Source organism: Metabacillus litoralis, assembly GCF_003667825.1.
GTDB lineage: Bacteria > Bacillota > Bacilli > Bacillales > Bacillaceae > Metabacillus > Metabacillus litoralis_B.
In genome coordinates this window covers 1,113,375-1,136,674 of the sequence record NZ_CP033043.1, presented here as the reverse complement: position 1 = coordinate 1,136,674, position 23,300 = coordinate 1,113,375, and the positions used below count along the sequence as shown (strand labels likewise).

The window sequence follows — 23,300 nt, the reverse complement described above, 5'->3', positions numbered from 1 at the left end:
TTTTTAGAAATCATATAGTTGATACTTTTTCATTTTGTTATAAAGTGTTGCTAAAGACACCCCAAGCTCCTTAGCTGCTTTTTTCTTATCCTCCAGTTCAGAACCATATATTTGCAACACATCTGTAATGATTTTTTTCTCTGTCTCCTCAACAGCTGCTTTTAAAAGATTGTTAGAATTTCTTTTTGAGATACTGATATTTTCTCCATGAAAGCTACTAGGTAAATGTTCAGGTAGAATATCTCTTTCGTCTGCCATGCATACAGCATAATCAATTGTATTTTTCAATTCTCTTACATTTCCGATCCAATCGTAAGCTTTTAGTATTGTAAGGGTTGATTCGTGCAATCGATAATACCGTTCACTTTCAGAATGTACGTTGTGCTTGTATAAAATGAAATCAATAATGTCAGGAATATCCTGCTTCCTTTTACGTAGTGGTGGAATATCAAGGTGCAATACATTCAACCGAAAATACAAATCTTCACGAAATCGTTTCTTTTCAATAAGCTGTTTTAGATCACGGTTTGTTGCAGCAATTACACGAACATCAATTTGTCTTTCTCCTGCTTCACCAACTCGTCTAAGTGTTTTTTCCTGTAAAACTCGTAAAAGTTTAGCTTGAAGATCATAAGATAATTCACCTATTTCGTCTAAAAAGATTGTACCTAAATTTGCTATTTCAAATAAACCTAGCTTTCCTCCCTTTTTAGCACTTGTAAAAGTACCTTCCGTATATCCAAAAAGCTCACTTTCAATGAGCGATGCCGGAATGGACGCACAATTCACTGGGATAAATGGCTTTTCTGCACGAGAACTTGCATTATGAATTGCTTGAGCAAATAGTTCTTTTCCTGTTCCACTTTCACCTATAATTAAAACAGGTAAATTAGATTCAGCTGCTTTTCTTCCTAAGTGAACCACTTCTTTCAGTCCGCTTTCCGAACCGATAATTTGGTCGAATGTATATTTAGCTTGATATAAGGTGTCCATTCTTTCTTTCAATTGAGATAGTTTTTGTTTGTTTTTCTCTAGTTCTTTTGAAAGCTTATGAACTTCTGTTAACCCTTTACAAATTGAAACAGCCCCAATTATTTCGTTATTTAATATAATTGGTGCCATGTCAACAACATATTCCACAGTTCCTTCTTTCCGATAAACCCCAATTCGTTCTTTTCCGTCTTTTAACGTTTCAATTAATTGAGCTTTTGGACGAACTAACCGAAGAGGTTTTCCAATAATTTCATTAGGCTGTACTCCTGTTATACGCGTATATTCAGGGTTAATTAATTTAACAATCTCTTTAGAATCTATTACTAGAACACCATCATGAATTGAGTGGAGTGTAGCTTTAAACCAGTCTAATTGATCTTCTAAGGAAAACTCCTTAAAGTTCTCATATAGCATGTCAAACCTCCTCAAATAAATCATATCTTTATCAATAAATTTTTTTGTATGTATAATCCTTATTCTAACAAGAAAAATTCACTTTTTTCACTAACATGATAAAAAGATTTATATTGACAGTTTAAAATTCTTCATAATACGATGTAACCGTTAACAAAAAATTCTGAATCTTACTTTTGGAAATCGGAGGGGATTTTGTGTTAAAAAGAAAACTAAAGTTTTTTATTAGTGCTACTGTAGTCACATTCTCTATGTTCTTCCTTTTCTCTCTTTCAGCATTTGCAGACAACGACCCAACTAATGGTGTTGTACAACCGCCATCTACCTCGCACAAATCTGGTCTATATTACAAGGAACAGCTCGTTACCTTATCAACTAGTACCCCGGCGACTAAAATCTATTACACAACAGATGGTAGTATACCAACTAAAAACAGTACGTTGTATTTTGAGCCTATTTCAATCGATGAAGATGTAACGATTAAGGCTTTTGCTATTCGTGGTAACGTTAACGAAAAAGCACTTACAAGAAATAAAGGAAATACTAGTAGCAAAGTGGTCACATTCAATTACAAATTTGTAAATAGAAAGGATATTGCTGATAAGTTTCTAGAGTTTGAATATAATAACATGCCTTATCGTCTTTATATTCCAGAAAACTATGATCCTTCTGTTTCTTACCCGCTTGTCCTTTTTCTTCATGGAGGTGGTGAACGAGGAAGCGATAATCAGAAGCAATTGCTTGCAAATGATGGCGCTATCATTTGGGCTGCACCTGAAAATCAATCCAAAAATCCAGCCTTTGTTCTTGCACCACAGGCAAGAAATCAACATGACGGTGGATTTGGAATTACTCGAAATTCGAATAATATTGTCGATTTGGCCAGAGTATTTGAATTTTCAGAAGACCTAGGAAAGGCCTACAATATCTTACAAAAAGTGATTAATGATTACAACATTGATCAAAATCGACTATATTCTACAGGTCTTTCTCAAGGAGGTTATGGAACATTTAATTTAAATATTGCGTACCCTAATCTTTTTGCCGCTATGGTCCCAATTGCTGGCGGTGGAAATCCTGAATCTGTACTTGTTTTAAAAGATAAACCAATTTGGGCTTTTCATGCGGAAGATGATGCAGTAATTCCTGTTTCACATACAAGAAATGCTATTGAGGCAATAAAAGAAGCGGGAGGAAACCCTATTTATACAGAGTATCCTGCAGAATTAGGCTATAATCACGGTTCATGGGTACCAGCATACAATAACAAGGATATGATTGATTGGATGTTTAGACAAGTTAAACAATAGTATAAGAAGTGCCTGACAAAAATTATCAGGCACTTCTTACCTAAACTGCTTTCCTCTGAAAATAAACCAAACCACCTATCGTAAAAATCACACACCCTCCAACAATAACAAACACAAGGGTTTCAATCGAAAATGTAAAACCGGATTGCTGCTCTAACACCATTCCTAAAAATGGTTGTGCCCAAGGGTACCATGGACCAAATTTTTCTGAGTTTGCAATTAATATGTTAGGTAGAGTTAAAATGACATTCAAAGCAACAGGTGCAGCAAAGCTGGACCATGCTGTAGAAACCCATAATTGCAATGCGATAATGGGTAAACAGCCTAACCAGCCCATAAACAATCGAACAAGAACACCCTGCCAAGGAAAAGGGTCATTGTAACCATGTAAGTATCCTTCGAGAAATAAGCCTACTAATAATAGTAGTTGAGTAAGGGCGACAAATAAGCAAACAATAATATACTTAGCACTATATACCTGAATTCGATTAACAGGTAATGCTAATAACTGTTTCCAGCCCCCCTCTGCGTGTTCGTATCTGCAGACAGCAGCGGAAAAAAGACCAGCAAGTAATGGTAAAAACAAAACAGCTTGAACCATAATCATGGTATAAAACGAGTTCATCCATTGATTACCGGGAAAATCAGTAAAAGTAAAATAAGCGGAGACAGTGGATAGAATGGGACTAATAGACAAGATTTGTAAAACCTTTGACTTTTTAAGTTTCATCCATTCTATATATAATAATTTTCCTAGCAATTACTGCACATCCTTTCGTTCAAAATGAACAACACTGGTAAGAAAAATGAGTCCGCCAACAACAATTCCTAATAACACACTAATTTCAGGTATTTCCCATTTATTTTGAAGCAACGGCCATTTCCAAATGAGCCATTCAGGACCTCCATATGAGTACATGGACACAACAGCACCAACGATGCCGACTGCTAGCGGTGTTCCTTGATTAACCGATGTGACTGAAAACCAAAGCTGTATGGCTAATATAGGCATTGCAGCGAAATACGGATAAAAGCTGTTGATTGCAACCTCTTTAAACGGTATATGTTGCTCCCAACCATAAAGGCTACCGAAAAACCATGTACCTATAAACATAAGAACTGTAGCAATAAACAATAAAATACTAATCATAATAAACTTAGAACAATACACCTTTACTCTGCTTATAGGGAGCGCTAGTACCTGCTTCCAAGCATTTGTTTCATGCTCAATATTTGCAGATAATGAGGCAAGTAGTGCTGTTCCTAAAAGTAAGGCTGGTGCGAGAAAAAGATTTATTTGCTGTAGTAGCTGCATCCAGCGATCATCTGACTGCCGAAGAAGATACTCATAACGAAGCATATAATTCAAAGTCGTTAATCCAAATATTCCAATCGGTCCTAAGAAAACAAGAATCCACATTCCAACTTTTAGCTTTTTAAAATCACTACGTAACAACCGAAGGATCATAAGCTTTTCTCCTCTTTCGTCATGTCTAAAAAAATGCTTTCTAATGACCTTTTCACTTCTTCTACTCGATAAACGTCCAAATTGTGTTGGACAAGAATACGAATCATTTCGGCGACTTCTTTGTTCTTGTTTTGCTTAAACGAAAGAAAATTCCCTTCAATTTCCCCTTTTAAGCCTTCTTTTATCAAAATGTTCCATGCAGCCTTGGAATTGTTTGTTTGAATGCGTATTTTGCTAACCGATTTCTTTCTTAGAACTTCAATAGAATCTTGAAAAATGAGTGATCCTTTTGAAATAATCCCTACTTCGGTTGCCATTTGATCGATCTCTGATAAAAGATGACTTGAAACGAGGACAGTAACCCCATATTTTTCTGGTAAACGTTTAATTAATTCTCGAATCTCGATAATACCAGAGGGATCCAGTCCATTTGTTGGTTCGTCTAGAATAAGTAATTCAGGATTTCCTAGAAGAGCTGATGCAATTCCAAGTCTTTGTTTCATTCCTAATGAAAAGCCTTTAACTGGGCGATTATCGTCTTTTTCTAAGCGGACAATAGCAAGCACTTCATCAATTCGTTCTTTTGGAACTTGTAATATCGCTTGCAATAATTGTAAATTTTCTCTGGCGGTTAAATGACCATAATACGAAGGAGATTCTACTAAAGATCCAATCTTTCTAAGAATCATTTGTTTGTCTTTTTTTAGGTCTTTTCCAAATATTTGTATTGATCCAGAAGTTTCTTTCATCAATCCTAAAAGCAGCTTAATAGCCGTTGTTTTACCTGCACCATTTGGTCCAAGAAACCCATATATAGATCCTTTTGGTATGTTTAAATTCACTGAATTAACAGCTTTTGCTCCTTTAAATGTTTTTGTTAAATTGTTCGTTTCTACTATAAATTGACTCATGTTTATCACCTCTGAATAAAGAATAAACAAAGAATCTTAAAATCGGGTTGTATGGAAGGTTAAATTTTGTTTAAAAATAAAAAGAGTACGTTGATAAAATCAAACGCACTCACTATGGTTTCGATATGGTGATCGTTGTTCCTTCGTTCGAAGAATCAATAGTCCAAATCATTCCCATTTCCTTTGTCATAAGTTCAATGATCGATAATCCGATTCCAACTCCTGATTGCTCTGATTTATTTTTCATTCCAGGACCATGATCTTTAATAATGATCTTATCTTCTTCGCAAAGGATCCCAACATATTTGCCTGACTTTGCATGTCTTACGACGTTTTGAAATAAATTATCCAATATTCTTTCAAACCAATTTGGATCCATTCTCCAAGACAATGTATTTTCAAATAACTGAATGTCTACTTCCAGCCCTTCTTTCTCAAAAATTGGATACCAGGCCGAAAGCGAAAGACGAATCGCTCGATTCACGTCAACCTCCTTTGGTTTATACGTGTACTTTCCTGAACTTAGTAAAGTATAGGATAGGAGATTTTCAATTAAGGTATGTATATGATCAATTTTCTTATCAATAATCGTAATTGATTCTTGTCCTTCTGGAGAGATATCCTCATTTTTTAGCGAATATGCATGGGCACGAATTGTTGCTAATGGAGTACGAAGATCGTGGGATAAATTCGCAATCAGCTCTTTTCGAAGCTTTTCTTCTTCTTGTTCACGCAATCTTCCAGCCTCTAAGCGTTCAATCATTTTATTAAATGAATCCTCTAATTGCCCTAATTCATCCATTTCTCCAACTGTTACTTTACTAGGAATATTCTGATTTTCTACATCCATAGTTGACTGAAGTCTCACAATTCTTTTTTGAATGGCTCGAAAAAACAACCAAAACAGAATGATAAATAGTAACAATAATAGTCCTACAACTACTGCATAGATGATTTCGAAGTAATTCTCCAATTGCTGGATAGGGTAATCCATATACTTTCGATCAATTTGGAGCACAATAAAACCATTCTTTTCTTCACCAATAAAAGAAACAACAGTGAACGGATCTCCTCCATAGCTTTCTTTCATAAATGACACAATATCACTTGCATTCCAAACTTCAGGAACTGTGACCTCTTCATTCGAAGCAAATCGAGTTTTTCCAGTGTTATCCACCCAAAAAACAGTGGAGTGTTCAAGTTCATTCACTGTTTCTTTTAAACTATCAATAATTTCTGAATCAGTTCGATTTTGTAAATTCATAGCTTTTTCATGCCATTCTGATTCTATTTCTTCACTTTGATAAACTTCCATTTTATTGTAATTCACTAATAATGCCGGTAAATAAACTACAAATGATGCAAGAGGAAAGGCAATTGGCAAAATAAACATAGCACTAATAATTAATACTAAATATTTTGTTTGCAAACTACGACTTAGTTTCTTCATTGCTTTAACCTATAGCCAATTCCTCGAATTGTTTCAATAATAGTAGGTTTAGCAGGATCTTTTTCTATTTTTTCTCTTAAATAACGAATATGGACCATAAGCGTTTTGTCCCCTTCAAAAAAGACTTCCCCCCAATTTGATTCATAGATTTGTTCTTTTGTCATAATTTGCCCGGCATGTTTTAATAGGTAGTTAAAAATTTGTAGCTGCTTTGATGTTAAAATTATTTCTTCCTGAAGTTCATCATCAAATAGCTGAAATTGCTTAGGATAATATCGCAAATGCTGTACTTCTATCACAGTTGGCATAATTTTATCAAAGCGACGTAACAGTACACTAATTCTTGCAGCAAGCTCATCTGGATGAAACGGTTTTGTAATATAATCATCAGCAAATTGCAATCCTTCTAGCTTATCATCCACTTGTGAACGCGCTGATAGCATGATGATTGGCAGCTTAGGTGAAGCCTTTTTTAATCTCTTACCAATAGAAAAGCCATCTAAGCCAGGTAGCATAACATCAAGGATAGCAAGATCTGAGTCCTCAGCTCGCTCTAGAGCACCTTCTCCACTTTTTAACCAAGTCACTTGATAGCCTCTTTTTGTTAAATCCTGATAAACCCACGCTCCTAGCTCTTCCTCGTCTTCGACATATAAAATATTCATAACTTCCCCTGCTTTCACTCTTACATTTAAGAAATCCCATCTTAAGGTATTCTTGTAGGCTGGGATCTTTCATTAACTGCAACTTATTTATCTTCTCGTAATAAATATTCATTGTCATCTTGATCATAAAAACTAAACATTGTGCCGAACGGCATTCTTAACATGTCACCAACCTTGACTCCACTTTGCTTCATTTCTTCATAAGCCGATTCAATATCTGCTGTGCTAAAAAGAATCGATGGATGAGCAACTTTTGAAGGTTGCTGCTGCTCCATAGCTGACTTTGAATAAAGAACCAATGTGGTATATTCATCATCACTAGGCCCAACCTCGATCCACTTAGCGCTGGGTCCCATTGGTTGTTCCAACTTTAAGATAAACCCGAGTTTATTTACCCAGAATTCTTTTGCTTGTTCTTGATCTTGTACATAAACCGTTACTTTTCCAACATTATTTATCATTACGTCTTTCTCCTTTTTATTCATTGCTAAGACTGCTCATACCCCTCCCTTAATAGTTTGTCCTTTCTTAGTTCATTATGTAACTTCTACACTAGTTTTGATACCCCTTGTTTTACTCTGTATTTGGCAAGACCAACTTTACATTTTAAACGGAAAAAATCTCCTTATTAGGAGATTTTTTTCATAAATAATAAACTCACTATCCCCATTAATAGGTTAATTCCTTTGATTGTACAACCTCCTGGTGTTGTTCTTTAATAAGATATCCACCAAATAAACCTATTAATGAAAAAACCACGGGAATCATAAATCCATAGAAATAACCGATATTACTTTCAGAGACTTGAAAAAAGTCTAATACTTTACCAAAGATACTTGGTAACAAAACCGCACTTAAAAAACCACCCATATTGGCAAAGCCCGTTGCTACCCCTACTTCTTTAGGATCAAAAGATTGGCGAACGATGGCAAAGGTTAAGGTACTTGCACCGTTTCCATAACCAATCATAAAAAACAGGAGAACAATCATAAAAAATGGCGGTTTTCCACTAAATAAGAGAAATGACGACCAGCTAAGAAAGATCATGATATGAACAATTAAATAAGGTTTTTTAATAGAGTGAATTCTACTTGAAATCCAGGTTGTTAAAGGTGCACCAATAATTGCTCCAATAAGACCATACATGATTAATTGACTCGCACTAGAAAGCGACATATCAAATACGTTCATCCCATATGGTACGGCCCAGGAGCCAATAAAGCCCACATATGTACCAACAGCTCCAAAGTGACAGAAAAAAGCCGCCCATGCTTGACGAGTTGAAAAAATACGCTTTAATATCACCATTGTTTTTTCAGGTTTGACACCTGTTTTCTTTGCAGAAGGTTGATTTGATTGATCATTTTTCATCGTTCTATTCGGACGATGAACCAAAACCATATAAAGAAGAAGTCCACTAAAACACAAAAGGATCCCCATTGATAAAAAGGAAGTTCTCCACCCTGTTAATCCTATAAATATCGAAAATGGTACGGATGCCAGAAAAAAGCCAAGACTTCCTGCCATACCAGCCATACCAATTAATTTAACAAACTCATTTCCTTTAAACCATTGACTTAAAATTAAAACTAAATTCACCCAAATAGCCGAATCACCAGTTCCAACAATTAACCTTGCCAAAAGAAGCACAATTTCATTGGGTGCAACACTATACAGCACAGTTCCAATTCCAGTTAAAAATGTTCCAACAATGAGGAAAAAATTAGGTCCAAACCGATCTGATAAAATTCCAATCGGAACCTGTAAACCTGCGTATGCGACAAACTGAATACTTGCAATCATGCCAATTGTTGCAGCTGTTACATGAAAATCCTTCATTAATTGATCTGTAATTAAGCCCGGTGCCGTTCTTTGACTAACTATAAGAAAATAGGTGAATAGGACGGAGGCAAAAACGACCCATCTGTACTTGCTGTTATGTTTGTTCATTTGTATTTGCTCCTAGTTCTTTCATTCTTTCATTATTATAATCTATCTTCCTAGAATATTCATGAGTTAAAAGACCATCCGAATCTAACTCACCCTCAACCGAATTGACTTTACTCGTGTTTTCTACTTTTACTAAGCGACAGAGCGCTTAAAATGATGAAGAACATAGCCAAGCCAACTCCAATAATCATAGAATAACGAAATACGTCTTTTAAAGCTAAGCCTGCAGCTATTGAAGCAATAAATAAAAAGAGAAAAAAAACAGTAGCTTTGCTTTTCATAATGATCACCTGTCCTTTACATAATTTTACCATAAAAACTTCATTCCTGCGGTTTTCAGGTTTCAACGTATATAAATGGAACAATACGCAAATTTTATAAATACGATTTTATCGGAAGGAGCGTTTAGTATGAATGTTTTAAATTATAATGATCAAATTCAATTGATTGCCCATTGGTTGAAAACAAGTAAAGTGGAAGTGATTGAAGGTTCGGTAAACAAAGAAATCATTCGGTATAATTTAAGAATGGAATTTGATATTCAAGATGAAGAAGTGGTTGATGATGTATATGATTCGATTACTCAATAATTTATTGATTAAAAGGTGTAAGTTTGTATACTTACACCTCAATTACAATTAATTTATATAACGATCAACAAATTGCCACACAGTACCCCAATAAGCCTTAGGGTCCACTTTCTCCGCATCTCCATGATTAGCGCCTGAGATAACCAGCTTTTCCTTCTCCACATTTGCTGCCTTATAGACTTTATCCAGCATTTCGAACGGGACAAACGTATCAGCATCACCATGAATAAATAACATTGGTGTTACACTTTTGGAAACTTGCTCTAGAGCAGATGCATCATATAAATCATATCCGGCGCGAAACTTCGTTACCGTATTCGCTGCATTCATGACAGGAAATTCAGGTAAACCGAAAAGATCGTCTAGCTGATACACAAACACATCACTTACAGACGAGTAACCACAATCTTCTACAATTACTTTCACGTTTGATGGTAACTCTTCCCCAGATGTCATCATGACTGTTGCTCCACCCATTGATACACCGAATAAAACAATTTCTGCATCCTGATCCTTTTTAACAATTTGATCAATCCACAGTAACATATCTTTACGATCGTGCCAGCCCATGCCAATATAATCCCCTTCACTCTCTCCATGTCCGCGAAGGTCCGGTGCAAGCACATTGTAGCCTTTTTCATAAAAATTCCGAACATATCTCGTCATTGATTTTGCCTTACCATTATAACCATGAACAACAATTGCCCACTTGTGATCAGCTTGTTCATTTTCATAAACAAACGCATTTAACTTTAATTGTTCTTTATCAGTCGAAATAACGCTAAGCTCCGTAGGACTATATTTTTGCTCAAAATCATCATCAGCAAGCTCTGCTTCCTCTGCGACAGATGCAACAACTGCATCGCTTTGCTGTAAGTTTGGGTTATCTTCTAAAAATTCTTTCTCTCGATCAACATTTAAAGCAAAATTGTAAAAATAGTTTCCTACAAAAAAATAGGCAGCTACTAGTAAAATTGCACAAATTGAGCCAGTAATGATTCGTTTCTTTTTCATTTTCTTTTCTCCATCCAATTAACTATTTGTTTTATGTAAACAAAAAACCCCGACTTCTATTATACCAAGAACGGGGATTATTCTGTGAAGATATGATCCTATTTAACTAATAAACATGATAATACCCAGTCCAAGTATGGCCATAACAGTAAGATGAACTCCATTTGCACGAATTCCTGCTTCAAATCCTGATATACCAACAAGTCTGCAGACCATTAAGTTTAAACCCGAGAATGGACTTAATGCAGTTGAAATGGACCAGCAAAGTAAGAGCAACATAGCTAGTGACAGTGAACTAATTCCAAGCTGATCTGCATTAAGTTGCATCGCAAGTGCGGCAATCACGGCAATTTGGTGAATACCAATATACGTAATCATAACAACAAGTATAATTACGCATAAGGCAAATAATAAAAATGATTGATTCGCGACAACTGTTAACAGGTTACTTACCGAATTAGCTAGATTTGTTCCTTGTATGGCATGTGCTAATAATCCTGCAGAGCTAAATAACATGATTTCATTATTCATCATCGGTACGGAATGGTCTCGATAATCTTTTAACAAAGGAAGCAATTTTGACCAGCTTTTTGTGGTAACCGCCCATAATAAGGGTAGTATGCAGGATATGATACAAACAATCACAATCATTGACCATTTTGTTACATACTCAATAGCTAAGGAAAATGACATAAGTAATGAAACAAACAGGGCTAATAAAACTAACTGTTTTCTTGACTTTTCCGTCAATGGAAGTTCAGGAGCTGTTCCATGTCGAATTGGATGTTTTTTCTCCCATAAAGCAAATAACATGTTTCCGATTATTAGTGATAAAACTGATAATCCAATTCCGTATAAAATATATTTTCCAACAGACATATCCAAATAATAAAGAACTAAGGAAACAGATGCGAAGTAGGGAGACCATAGGATAGCTGAAGAGAACCCGATAAGATAGCTTTTGGCAGACATAGCTGAAGGAAGTTTTAAATCTGAAAGAAATTCACTAATTAAACGAACGGAGCCTAAGCTTAAAATAGGGCTTAAGATAAACAAAGAAGTGGTAATCCCTGCGAAAAGTCGTTTGGGGTGGTGTAATAAATTTCGCAACAGTAAATCTATGGCTTCAAAATACCCCCCTAATTTAAGAGGGATTGAGAGCAGTGGCGCAAGTGTTACTAAACAAAGTAAAGGTAGTATAAGTAACATGCCTTCACTTATTCCATTAATTCCTGCACCTTTATAGAATTCTAATATCATACCCGTTCCCATCATGATCGACCCAATAATTCGCGGAAAACCTTTTGCTTCTTTCACACTTGCAAAAAAAGCCGCTAATACTAATATGACAACAACATACCCTAACCATGTTTGTTGAACAAAGTATTGAATTAAAAACAGAAAACACATGATTAATATAAGATAACTCCGCAAGTGCTTTCATCCCCTTATGAACTTTATAAAATCTGTGACAAAAAGAGTAAGGCACCCTATAAAGGTATGCCTAAAAACCGTACATATTTATGTTACAGGAGCAGGATTAAATAATGCTAAATTATTGTACAACCCCCACTTGTCAGCCCATGTTTGCTTTCGTCCACTTGCAACATCTAAAATAAAATGAAAAAGTTCCCAACCAACTTCTTCAATAGATGCTTCACCTGTTGCAATTTGACCAGCATTCACATCAATTAAATCCTTCCACTGTTCTTGTAATGAATTCCGCGTTGATACTTTAATAACTGGAGCCATTGCTAAACCATATGGAGTACCGCGACCTGTTGTGAAAATCTGAAGATGCATTCCAGAAGCTAATTGTAGTGTACCACATACAAAATCACTTGCTGGAGTTGCCGCAAAAAGTAATCCTTTTTGCTTTGCTTTTTCTCCTGGCGGCACAACACCATTGATCGCAGAGGTACCGGATTTCACAATGGATCCTAATGATTTTTCAACCACATTGGACAATCCACCCTTTTTATTGCCTGGTGAAGGATTTGCGCTTCGGTCCGCTTCTCCTCGCTGTAAATAGTCATCATACCACTTCATTTCATGAATTAGTTCACGGCCAACTTCTGCATTCAAGGCTCTTGGAGTTAATAAATGTACAGCATCGCGTACTTCTGTAACTTCCGAAAACATAACCGTTGCCCCTGCTCTAACTAGTAAATCAGCAGCATACCCTACAGCTGGATTTGCTGTAACACCAGAAAACGCATCACTACCACCACATTGTAAACCTACAACTAGGTCAGAAACGGGACAAATGACTCTTTCACGCTCATTTAATGTTTTCAAGCGCTCCTCTGCCATATTCATGATCATTTCAATCATATTGATAAAACCATTTTGATCTTGTAATGAAAGAATTTTTTCATGATCTCCATCAGGCACTAATCGACCTGGTGCTAACTTTTCACAGCCTAAGCCAACCACCATCACTTCTCCGCCAAGGTTTGGGTGTGTGGCAATATTTTGAATCGTCCGAATCGGAATAGCTGCTTCAGGAGCATTAATTGCAACTCCACATCCATATGTATGATTAATTGCGACAACATCATGAACATTAGGATAGTTTGGAAGTATTTCCTTTTTGATTCTGTTTACTGCATAATCAAGCACGCCTGCAACACATTGAACACTTGTTGTGATACCTAGTATATTTTTAATACCAGCGGTGCCATCAGGATTGCGATATCCTAAAAACGTATATCCCTCTAAAGGTGGCTGTGGATCTGGTATCTTTGTTGCTAACGGTAATGCATCTAACTCTGGAGGGGTTGGCATCTGAATGAAAGATTCTTTCACCCAGCTGCCTTTTTTCATTGTTGATTGGGCATATCCGATGACTTCTCCATACCGAATAATCGCATCGCCAGCCTCTAAATCAGATAATGTTACTTTATGACCTTGGGGTACATAATCAACCAAGGTTAGACCACACGGAAAGGAAGTTCCTTCCGGCAGCCCTTTTGAATTAACGATAATCGCTACATTATCTTTTGAATTTACTTTTATAAAGAGTGGAATTTCGTTTGTTTTTTTAAAAGACATTGGAAGCGTCTCCTTTATTAAAAACTACTATACTCCTGCATATCTCCCTTTTTTACTTTACAAAAACTGTTTTAATAGAAGTGAAGAATTCTTTAGCTGCTTCACCTTGTTCACGAGAATGTGAGCTTGACTGTTTCATTCCACCAAATGGTGCTTGCAGCTCAACTCCAGCACTTTCAGCATTAATACGAACAAGTCCAGCTTCCATATCTTCTATAAATGAAAGCATGTTTGAAATATTTGTTGTGAAGATAGAAGCACTTAATCCATATTGAACATCATTTGCAAGTGCTAGTGCATCTTCCATTGAGTTAACTTGGATAAGAGCAATAACTGGTCCGAAAATTTCTTCTTGAGCAATTGTCATATCTGAAGTTACGTTATCAAAAATAGTTGGTTCAACATAAAAGCCTTTATCATATTCAACCCCTGTTAAACGGTTTCCACCTACAAGCAGTCGAGCACCTTCTTCTTTTCCTTTTTCAATGTAAGAAAGCACAGTGTTTAGTTGTCCTTCACTTGCAGATGGTCCCATCCAAATGCCATCTTGCAAGCCATTTCCAACTGTAATTTCTTTCGTTTTTTCAACTAGTTTTTCTTTGAATGTTTCATAAACAGCAGCCTCAACAATAACTCTACTAGTTGCTGTACATTTTTGACCTGTTGAACGGAACGCTCCACTAATTGTTGCTTCAACAGCAAGATCTATATCTGCATCAGCAGCAACGATAACAGGGTTTTTCCCACCCATTTCAAGCTGATATTTTGCTCCACGACTTAATGCTGCTTGACCAATTCCTTTACCAACACCATTTGATCCTGTGAACGTAATACCACTCACATCTGGATTCTCAGTGATTGCAGGACCAATAACAGAGCCAGAGCCAGTAACGAAATTAACAACACCTGCAGGAAAGCCTGCTTCTTCAAAGCATTCAATTACTTTTGCTGCTGTAACAGCTGTTTCTTGAGCTGGTTTTAATACAACAGAGTTACCATAAATAAGAGCTGGAGCCATTTTCCAAATCGGAATTGCGACTGGGAAATTCCAAGGTGTAATCACACCAACAACTCCTAAAGGAACTCTGCTTGTGAACATTAATGCCTTGCTATCTGTTGATGGGATCACATCTCCGACTTTACGCATGCCTTCGCCAGCATAATAACGAAGAATTGCTACACCACGAGCTGTTTCACCTTTTGCTTCTGGAAGAGTTTTTCCCATTTCACGAGTCATCGTTTCAGCAACTTCATCTAAACGTTTTTCTAAAATATCAGCAGCTTTATATAAATAGGCACCTCGTTCACTTCCAGCTAATTTACGCCATGCTTTTTGTGCTTCCTTTGCTGCAGCAACAGCTTGATCTACTTCTTCTTTGGTAGACATTTGAACATAGCCAACAACATCATCATAGTTTGCAGGATTAATACTCTTTTGAACGTCACCACTTAAAGATTCAGTCCAAGCCCCGTTTATAAAGTTTTTGTATGTTTTGTTTTTTGTTTCTACAGCCATGTTACTTCCTCCTTTAATTTCTAAATTAATCTATAGAGCTACTTACTGCGTTGTTTTGAATGGGATATTTCTCTAAAGTGTTTTCTATAATTTTCTTTAGTTGTTGATAATGTTCTTCTTCAACTGGAACACAAGGTGGTCGAACGGTGTTTTTTACTTGAAAGCCCATGATTTCCATTCCAGCCTTAATTAATGACACCGCATAACCTTTTCGTTGTTTTCTAATGTGGTTAATCGGAAGAAGAACATCTCTATAAATCTCATTGGCTATATTGTCTTTCCCTTCCAATAATGCTTCAAAATACAACCTTGAGATATGTGGAAGATAGTTTGATATAGCAGAAGAATATGAGTTAAATCCAATTCCTTTGTAAGCTGGCATCGTGATTTCTGCAAATGGCATGCCGTTTAACCATTCCACTCGATTGCCAATGGTTTGTGTTAACTCAAGGTTTAATTCCATATTTCCTTGACCATCTTTTATGCCTACAATCTGAGGAAATTCTTCTAATAACCGTTGCAATATCGGTAATTGCAAGACCGCATTATCTCTCTGATAAAGAATGGCATTTAATTGGCTGCTACTAAGAATCTTTTTGTAATAGTTGTATAATCCTTCTTGTTCCCCTTCAATTAGGTATGGAGGAAGAATTAAATACCCATCTACTCCTAAATCTTCTGACAGTGTTACTAACTCAACCGCCTCCGAAATGGATCCACCGACTCCTGAATAAACAGGAACCTTTTGATTTGTAACAGCCACAGCGACCTCAATCATTGTTTGGTACTCAGCTTTATTTAGTGCATGAAATTCACCTGAACCACACGCAATAAAGATAGATGAGAGCCCTGAATCAATTAAAAACTGAATATTTGCTGCTAACGCCTGTTCATCGATGTTACCGTTTTCGTTATATGGTGCGGTTGGAAATCCTAAAATTCCCGTTGGTGCCTTCCTATTTTCAGTCATATTACCAATCCCTTCCATCACCTTTGACTTATTGTCTATTTGTCTTACAATTAATTTAAATTGTAAGACAAATAGGATTTGTTGTCAACTTAAAAAATGTGTATTCTTTCCAGTTTTTTATACTTGTGTTGAGTTACTACTCTTTATTTATCTCAATATATTTCTCTTCTGTTTTCTTCATATAATCAAATGCTTCTTCAGAATTCATATAAGTTGGTGTTACTAAGAATTTTTCTGCTTCTTTTACATATTCCTCGTCATTTACTACATTCTCAACAGCTTTTGAGAACGCGTCAACAATCTCATCGGGAGTGTCTGGATTAAAACCAAAGAAGAAGAATTTTTCAAACTCACTGTTTACACCTTGTTCAACAAATGTTGGAACATCAGACATAAGATCAACTCGGTCAGTTGCCATTATCCCAAGTGTTCTCATATCACCAGACTCAACATAGTCCTTAACTAATCCTAGTGATGTTGGAACGATATCAACATGGCCTCCAAGTAAAGCTGTTACTTTTTCAGCTGCTCCTCCAACATCTACAATGTTTAGTTCAATGCCTTGATCTTTTTGTAATGCTAGTAGCTGTAAGTGTGTAAAGCCCCCAACCTCTGTTGCAATCGATACTTCACCTGGATTTTCACGAGCATATTCAACCATATCTTGAAGATTTTCAAATTTAGAATCTCCACTAACCATAAAAGTGTTTCCTTGATCTAAAACAGCAATCCCTGCTAATTTAAAAGAATCATAACTATCTTGTGTAAGCCCCATAATTCTATTTAACAATAATGAGTTATGGAAAAATAATGCTGTATACCCATCAGGATCGGCATCTAATACTTCTTTTGCCCCTACTGTACCGCCTGCACCAGTTACGTTCGAAATTACGACCGGTTGACCTAATTCCTTTTCTAAATATTTTCCTAGTAATCTCGCATTTGCATCTGTATCTCCACCTGCGCCTGCTGGTACAACAACTGTAATTGGTTTTGATGGATAATCACTGGAATTACCGTTTTCTTGACTGCTTTCCCCTTCGTTGGTCGTAGATTGTGAACAACCAGCAAAAATACCTGCGACTAAAATAAGCATCAGAAACATTAACATACCCTTAAACGATTTTTTCATAATCAACCTCCTAAAAATTTTTATATCTATAGGATTTTCCTATAAAACAAAGTTAAGAGTGATAACTTAAGCTCCAATAGAATTTGAATCGATCTTTTTCTTTTTCTTAACATTACTTCTAATTTTGAATAGAACGGAAAGTAATGCTAGTGCTAAGAATGTTGCAGCAATTGGTTCGGTGATAAATGGTGTAAAATCACCTTTAGAATACATAAGCCCTCTTCGTAAATTGGTTTCAGCAAGTGGTCCTAAAATAAACCCTAGAATTACTGGTGTAACTGGAAAATTAAATTTCAACATCGCATAACCAAGAATCCCAAAAAATAATAGTGCGCCCGCATCAAATAAACGATTATTTACTCCGATTGCCCCAACAACACAGAGCACTAGAATAATAGGTAAAAGGATATATTGCGGAATGCTTAATACCTTTGTAAAAAGTCTCATTCCCCAGAAAAGCAGGGCAATCATAAAGAAGTTTGCAATAATTAACGCAGCAAAAATACTGTAAACAACATCCCCATTGTTCTCGATAAGAAGTGGTCCAGGACTAAGTCCGTGTAGAATTAATCCCCCCAAAAGTAAGGCAGTAACTGTATCTCCCGGAATCCCCAAAGAAATTAACGGTACAAGCGCACCACCTACAGCTGCGTTGTTTGAAGTTTCAGAGGCAACAATTCCATCAGGAATACCTTTTCCAAATTCCTCTGGTTTTTTTGATTGATTTTTCGCCGCAACATACGCGATAATATTGGCTGTTCCTCCTCCAATTCCAGGAAGGATACCAATTCCAATTCCAATTAGTGCTGAACGTAACCCATTCCATCCTTGTTTAAAAAAATCACGGATTGAAAAGCCAAACCCTTTCAATTTGTACTGAACTTTTTGGCCCTTTCCAAGTTTGGTTTCAGAGGATTTAATAATCTCCGATACAGCAAAAAGACCGATGAGTACTGGTAAAAGCTGAAAACCTGCATCAAGTTCTTTAAACCCAAACGTAAATCTTGGAAATGCATCAATTGGAGCCGATCCAACCATTGCTAATGAAATACCTAGCAATCCACTTAATAATCCTTTAATTATGGAATCGCCAGACAAGCTGGAGATCATTGTTAACGCAAAGATTGTAATTGCAAAATACTCAAACGGTCCAAATTTGAGAGCCATTTTTGCGAGTGGAGGTGAAAGCAGCATGAGTACAAAGATACTAAGTAAGCCTCCTAGGAAAGAAAAAAGAATGGCATATCCAAATGCAGGACCGGCCTGCCCTTTTTGAGCCATAGGATACCCATCAAACGTTGTTGCGATAGATGATGGTGTTCCCGGAAGATTTAATAAAATTGCTGGAATCAAGCCGCCTGATACTCCTCCAATGTATAATCCCATTAGTAGTGACATTGCAACAATTGGTTCCATCCCAAAAGTAATTGGTAAAGTAATCGCAATCGCCATAGTGGCAGTTAAACCGGGAATTGAACCAAAAATTAACCCTAGTGCAACACCCCCAAAAATATAAGCAATTGTTGAGATTGTAAAAACGGAGGAAAATCCGTCAACAAATAAATCAAACATATTGTTCCCCCCTTATCCTAAAATTCCAGCAGGAAGCATTAAATAGAAAACTGATTTAAATAAGTAATAGACAGTTACTGATGTAACAACTGATATGATAACGAACAAAGGGATTTTTCGTTCCGCTTTAGCTGCCAGTAAATACATTTGGAAAAACAGATAAACGGACGTTGTAATAAGAAACCCAATCGTTGGCATGAGAACCACATAAAGTACTAATAATCCGACTGTTAAGAGCACAGATAATGGACTGATTTTCTTCTTCTCCTCTGTACTGCTTTCTTTTTCAGATGTTTTAGTGTCTGCAAGATTGTTCATCTGTTTTTGTTTTTTTATCGAAGTAATCAAATAAAAAATACCTAGAATAAAAATTCCAACTGCTACCAATTTTGGTGCAAAGTCTGCTCCAAGCCTAGATACAGTAAGTTTAATAATGCTGTTTGAAGCAAAAAACATGGTAATCGAAAAAAAGATAAAGAAAACGCTTGCAAATATATCCTTATTGATTCTTGCCATAGTTTCCGTCCCTCCTATCATCTTCCCTCGAATTCAACCAAAGCTGCTAGCAAGGCCTTAATATATCCAACCGAATAGGCAAAACCAACACTACCATAACTCCATCCAATATTTGAATGTGCCCAATTCCCATCAAGATCAGGGTGATCTCCTTCCATCATTGGTACATGGTCAGGATTCAAGCAGCCATTGTATCCAACCTTCCTCAGCTCTAGTAAAATCTTAAACATATTCATATCTCCATCATCTAGTAATGCCTCTTCAAAAGCTCCTGCTGTTGGTAAACTTCCTCTTACATTTCTAAAATGCACAAGAAAAATTCGGTCTTTTCTGCCGTAATGATTAATTTCATTCAATACCAGCGGACTTCCACCTTCTTCTGCCCGAGTTCCAACACAATAGATATAGCCAACATTTTTACTTGGAAATTCATCCATAATCCGACGATATCCCAGCCCCCCAAAAGGTGTGTCATGATTTGGTGAATCTGAAGGATGCATCCCTAAATTCACATCATAATCTTCACATATAGGAACAAGCGTTGAATAGGCGTCACGAAAGCGACTCCACCATTGTTCATGTTCTTCAAGAGTAGGAGTTTCATAAGGTTCTTTGTTAAAACCTAAGCTTTCACCACGAGCAATTGCTCCTCCTCTTTGTCTTGCTTGATAACTTTTTGTCATGTAATTAAAGGTATCTCCAGCAAAACGCTGTCTAACAATTTTAATGCCAGCTTCTCCAAATACCTTTACAGCATTCACTGAGTTTTCTAGCTCTTGTTCGCACCCCTCTTCATTGTTCATGAATTTGCTAGATAGATTAGGTAAAGTGACACGGTTGATATCAAGTCCATATGACCTGATTTTACGTTTCATTTTTAACAACTCATCTAAATCCGGAAAGCCTTGCTCTTTTACACCTGGAAATGAAGATCCTGTTCCAAAATCAATACAATCTACCCCTAATTGACACATTTGCCTAAGCTCAGCATCAGTTAAATCAAACTTAGTCGTCGTTACTGATACTTTCATCATTTCTTACCTACCCCCTATTTTTTATTTAAGCAGAAAGTATCCGCTTACATTTACATGTGTTAAATATGAGAATTCATAGTATATTACATTTCAATTGTAAGACAATAATAATGTATAGTCAATCCAAAAATCATAAAATACAAATTTATTAGAAAACTTCCTTTCTATTAGATTCCTTTGATCATTAATTCTGCTCTAGGCAAAAATACTATTCTGTCACTTTACTATTGAAAATGATTTTAATTCGTATGAAATAAAAGGTAATTTAACTTTCATTAAGAGGATTTTAGTAGATGGAGATAATCGTTTTTTCAAGCAGCGCAGTCACTTCCGAACAAGTATAGGCATCAAGCCTTGAGGTAAAAGGTAACTTCTATCTGTTCATAAAAAATAGGCTGCTTAGATTATTTCTCCTAAGCTGCCTATTTTCACTTCTATATATAACTCCGATCAAACTATTCAGGGTTATCTTGTTATTTCTTCAAATTTTTCAATGCCTTCTGCCTTACAAAATCAAGATGTCGATACATACTCGCGTAAGCCTCGATTGGATCTCGCTTTTCGAGTGCATTATAAATATCAAGATGATATTCAATCGTTTGCTCTAGATTTCTGTCTTCTAATGGAATTTGCTCTAGTACTTTATGGTGAAAACTTTGCAATGGATCAATAATCGCTTCAAAAAGTGGGATTTTTGCTGAAAGAGCAATTACTTTGTGAAATTCTTTATCGATTTCGGATGAGTCCTCTGTTGGGAGTGCTTTCATTTCCTCGATCAATTCTCTTAACTTTTTTAAATCTTCATCTGTTATTTTCTCTGCTGCTAATGTAATTAACCCAAGCTCTAAGGCTACACGAGAATCAATAATAGAGCTTAGGTCTGTCGCAGAAAGAGCGAGCATCATTGAAAAAGGCTTGCTTCCGATCTTGTCGGAAAAAAATGTACCATTTCTCGTTTTTCGATTCACAATACCTAATACTTCTAAAGAAGTCATCGCTTCCCTTATAACAGGTCTACTCACATTACAAATTTCCATTAATTCTAATTCAGACGGAATACGGTCGCCTGGTTTAAGTTGGCCTGTCGTAAGTAAAGAGATAATTTCATCTATCACCTGATTAGAAAGTGTTTTCCGACTAAGGGACTTTATATCCACACTTTTATTATCCATCTTCATTCCTCCTTTCTTTAAAATATTATTGTATGACAATTTTATTAAATCGTAATTCAATATAGAAAAGTTGTCAAGAAATAGAAATTATGAATTATTTTTTAATAAGTTTTTTCCTATATATTATATCAGGAAAGAATTATCGGACTCTAGTAAAAAAGCGTCACTCAATGAGTAACGCATTCAAATAATATTTTATCTTACTAAACAAGGATTTTTTGGGTCAAACTTCCAACCAGGAATTAAGTATTGCATGGCAATTGCATCATTACGTGCACCAAGGCCTTCTTTTTTATAAAGCTGATGAGCTTTTTCAATCTGATCCATATCAATTTCAACACCTAGGCCTGGTTTTGAAGGCACATCTACCATTCCTCCGACAATCTTAAACGGCTCCTTTGTTAGACGCTGGCCATCTTGCCAAATCCAGTGAGTATCAATTGCAGTAATTTTACCAGGAGCAGCTGCTGCAACATGGGTAAACATTGCCAAAGAAATATCAAAATGATTATTAGAGTGTGATCCCCATGTTAACCCCCAATCATGACACATTTGGGCAACACGAACAGAGCCTTGCATTGTCCAGAAATGAGGATCTGCTAAAGGAATATCAACTGATTGAAGCTGTATCGAGTGTCCCATTTGCCGCCAATCTGTAGCAATCATGTTTGTTGCAGTTGGCAGTCCTGTTGCACGTCTGAATTCAGCCATTACTTCACGTGCAGAATAACCGTTTTCTGCACCACATGGGTCCTCAGCATATGCTAAAACATGATGTTGATCACGACATAATCTTATCGCATCCGCTAAAAGCCAACCGCCATTCGGATCTAACGTAATACGTGAATCTGGAAAACGTTCTGCTAATGCTGTTACAGCTTCAATTTCTTCTTCTCCACGAAGAACGCCGCCTTTTAATTTAAAATCATAAAAACCATAACGAGCATGAGCTGCTTCTGCTAATTGAACAATCGCTTCTGGTGTTAACGCTTCTTCATGTCGTAAACGGAACCATTCATCCTCTGCGTCACGACCACTTACGTACGCAAGTTCAGTTTTGTTACGGTCACCAATATAGAATAGGTATCCAAGCATTTCTACTTTCTTTCTTTGTTGTCCTTCACCAAGCAGTGCTGCAACAGGAACACCTAAATATTGACCAACTAAATCAAGAAGTGCAGCCTCTAATGCGGTTACAGCATGTATCGTAATGCGAAGATCAAATGTTTGAAGACCACGTCCGGCTGAATCTCGATCTGCAAATTGTTTACGAACATTGTTTAAAATATTGTTATATGTTCCAATAGATTCTCCAAAAACTAATGATTTTGCATCTTCTAATGTTTGACGGATTTTTTCCCCGCCTGGTACTTCACCAACACCTGTGTTTCCATGGTTATCTTTTAAAATAACAATATTACGAGTAAAAAATGGAGCATGAGCACCACTTAAGTTTAAAAGCATACTGTCATGCCCTGCAACAGGAATAACAGTCATTTCTTTAATAACAGGTGCACTCGTTTTAATTGCATCTTGAACTAATTGATTTTCCATTTTTGTCTCCCCTAT

Annotated in this window: 22 protein-coding genes; 2 read left to right on the top strand and 20 right to left on the bottom strand. The window is 36.3% G+C overall.

The window, feature by feature from the left end:
• Window positions 1-3: 3 nt before the first annotated feature.
• On the bottom strand, window positions 4-1,407 hold the full coding sequence (locus D9842_RS05390; protein WP_251403128.1) for a sigma-54 interaction domain-containing protein: 1,404 nt from the start codon (window positions 1,405-1,407) through the stop codon (window positions 4-6).
• A gap of 197 nt (window positions 1,408-1,604) precedes the next feature.
• Between D9842_RS05390 and D9842_RS05385 the strand changes: the two genes are divergently transcribed.
• Entirely contained in the window at window positions 1,605-2,717 is a 1,113-nt protein-coding gene (locus D9842_RS05385) for a chitobiase/beta-hexosaminidase C-terminal domain-containing protein (RefSeq protein WP_257535981.1), read from the top strand.
• Between the two features lie 40 nt (window positions 2,718-2,757).
• Here the strand turns inward: D9842_RS05385 and D9842_RS05380 are convergent, their stop codons facing one another.
• The 8 genes from D9842_RS05380 to D9842_RS05345 all read right to left on the bottom strand — a co-directional run bounded on the left by D9842_RS05380 (window position 2,758) and on the right by D9842_RS05345 (window position 9,442).
• Window positions 2,758-3,477: an ABC transporter permease gene (locus tag D9842_RS05380; protein ID WP_257535980.1), complete on the bottom strand. Its 720-nt coding sequence runs from the start codon at window positions 3,475-3,477 to the stop codon at window positions 2,758-2,760.
• Window positions 3,478-4,185: an ABC transporter permease gene (locus D9842_RS05375; protein ID WP_121661611.1), complete on the bottom strand. Its 708-nt coding sequence runs from the start codon at window positions 4,183-4,185 to the stop codon at window positions 3,478-3,480.
• Window positions 4,182-5,096 carry an ABC transporter ATP-binding protein gene (locus D9842_RS05370; protein WP_121661610.1) on the bottom strand — a complete coding sequence of 305 codons (915 nt, stop codon included), beginning with the start codon at window positions 5,094-5,096 and terminating at the stop codon, window positions 4,182-4,184. The genes D9842_RS05375 and D9842_RS05370 overlap by 4 nt, the downstream gene beginning before the upstream one ends.
• Window positions 5,097-5,208: 112 nt before the next feature.
• Window positions 5,209-6,546 carry a HAMP domain-containing sensor histidine kinase gene (locus D9842_RS05365; protein ID WP_121661609.1) on the bottom strand — a complete coding sequence of 446 codons (1,338 nt, stop codon included), beginning with the start codon at window positions 6,544-6,546 and terminating at the stop codon, window positions 5,209-5,211.
• The gene (locus tag D9842_RS05360) at window positions 6,543-7,211 is read right to left on the bottom strand and encodes a response regulator transcription factor (protein WP_121661608.1); all 669 of its coding nucleotides are present in this window, start codon (window positions 7,209-7,211) and stop codon (window positions 6,543-6,545) included. Before D9842_RS05360 ends, D9842_RS05365 begins: the two co-directional genes overlap by 4 nt.
• An 83-nt stretch (window positions 7,212-7,294) precedes the next feature.
• Window positions 7,295-7,672, bottom strand: a complete 378-nt coding sequence (locus tag D9842_RS05355) for a VOC family protein (RefSeq protein ID WP_121661607.1) — start codon at window positions 7,670-7,672, stop codon at window positions 7,295-7,297.
• Between the two features lie 208 nt (window positions 7,673-7,880).
• Window positions 7,881-9,161: an MFS transporter gene (locus D9842_RS05350; protein ID WP_121661606.1), complete on the bottom strand. Its 1,281-nt coding sequence runs from the start codon at window positions 9,159-9,161 to the stop codon at window positions 7,881-7,883.
• 110 nt (window positions 9,162-9,271) lie between these two features.
• Complete coding sequence (locus tag D9842_RS05345; protein ID WP_162987310.1) at window positions 9,272-9,442, bottom strand: hypothetical protein; 171 nt, start codon at window positions 9,440-9,442, stop codon at window positions 9,272-9,274.
• A 129-nt stretch (window positions 9,443-9,571) separates the two neighbouring features.
• On the opposite strand from D9842_RS05345, the gene D9842_RS05340 reads away from it, so the two are divergent.
• Window positions 9,572-9,751 carry a hypothetical protein gene (locus D9842_RS05340; RefSeq protein WP_121661604.1) on the top strand — a complete coding sequence of 60 codons (180 nt, stop codon included), beginning with the start codon at window positions 9,572-9,574 and terminating at the stop codon, window positions 9,749-9,751.
• Window positions 9,752-9,799: 48 nt separating this feature from the next.
• On the opposite strand, the gene D9842_RS05335 is transcribed toward D9842_RS05340, so the two are convergent.
• The 11 genes from D9842_RS05335 to gudD all read right to left on the bottom strand — a co-directional run bounded on the left by D9842_RS05335 (window position 9,800) and on the right by gudD (window position 23,285).
• Window positions 9,800-10,765: an alpha/beta hydrolase gene (locus D9842_RS05335; protein ID WP_121661603.1), complete on the bottom strand. Its 966-nt coding sequence runs from the start codon at window positions 10,763-10,765 to the stop codon at window positions 9,800-9,802.
• 102 nt (window positions 10,766-10,867) lie between these two features.
• Window positions 10,868-12,199 (bottom strand): TRAP transporter large permease subunit, encoded by a 1,332-nt coding sequence (locus D9842_RS05330; RefSeq protein WP_162987309.1) that lies wholly within the window; start codon window positions 12,197-12,199, stop codon window positions 10,868-10,870.
• 87 nt (window positions 12,200-12,286) lie between these two features.
• Window positions 12,287-13,819, bottom strand: a complete 1,533-nt coding sequence (gene garD / locus D9842_RS05325) for a galactarate dehydratase (protein WP_121661601.1) — start codon at window positions 13,817-13,819, stop codon at window positions 12,287-12,289.
• A 52-nt stretch (window positions 13,820-13,871) separates the two neighbouring features.
• A complete protein-coding gene (gene gucD / locus D9842_RS05320) occupies window positions 13,872-15,335 on the bottom strand; it encodes an alpha-ketoglutaric semialdehyde dehydrogenase GucD (RefSeq protein ID WP_121661600.1) in 1,464 nt (487 codons plus the stop codon).
• A 25-nt stretch (window positions 15,336-15,360) separates the two neighbouring features.
• Window positions 15,361-16,305 (bottom strand): 5-dehydro-4-deoxyglucarate dehydratase, encoded by a 945-nt coding sequence (kdgD, locus tag D9842_RS05315; RefSeq protein WP_121661599.1) that lies wholly within the window; start codon window positions 16,303-16,305, stop codon window positions 15,361-15,363.
• A gap of 136 nt (window positions 16,306-16,441) precedes the next feature.
• On the bottom strand, window positions 16,442-17,437 hold the full coding sequence (locus D9842_RS05310) for a tripartite tricarboxylate transporter substrate binding protein (RefSeq protein WP_121661598.1): 996 nt from the start codon (window positions 17,435-17,437) through the stop codon (window positions 16,442-16,444).
• A 66-nt stretch (window positions 17,438-17,503) separates the two neighbouring features.
• A complete protein-coding gene (locus D9842_RS05305) occupies window positions 17,504-19,009 on the bottom strand; it encodes a tripartite tricarboxylate transporter permease (RefSeq protein WP_121661597.1) in 1,506 nt (501 codons plus the stop codon).
• Between the two features lie 12 nt (window positions 19,010-19,021).
• Window positions 19,022-19,525, bottom strand: coding sequence for a tripartite tricarboxylate transporter TctB family protein (locus tag D9842_RS05300; RefSeq protein WP_162987308.1), 504 nt, complete (start codon window positions 19,523-19,525; stop codon window positions 19,022-19,024).
• A gap of 17 nt (window positions 19,526-19,542) precedes the next feature.
• Window positions 19,543-20,559, bottom strand: a complete 1,017-nt coding sequence (locus tag D9842_RS05295; RefSeq protein WP_121661595.1) for a mannonate dehydratase — start codon at window positions 20,557-20,559, stop codon at window positions 19,543-19,545.
• A gap of 473 nt (window positions 20,560-21,032) precedes the next feature.
• Window positions 21,033-21,737: a FadR/GntR family transcriptional regulator gene (locus D9842_RS05290; protein ID WP_121661594.1), complete on the bottom strand. Its 705-nt coding sequence runs from the start codon at window positions 21,735-21,737 to the stop codon at window positions 21,033-21,035.
• A 189-nt stretch (window positions 21,738-21,926) separates the two neighbouring features.
• Entirely contained in the window at window positions 21,927-23,285 is a 1,359-nt protein-coding gene (gene gudD, locus D9842_RS05285; protein ID WP_121661593.1) for a glucarate dehydratase, read from the bottom strand.
• Window positions 23,286-23,300 lie beyond the last annotated feature (15 nt).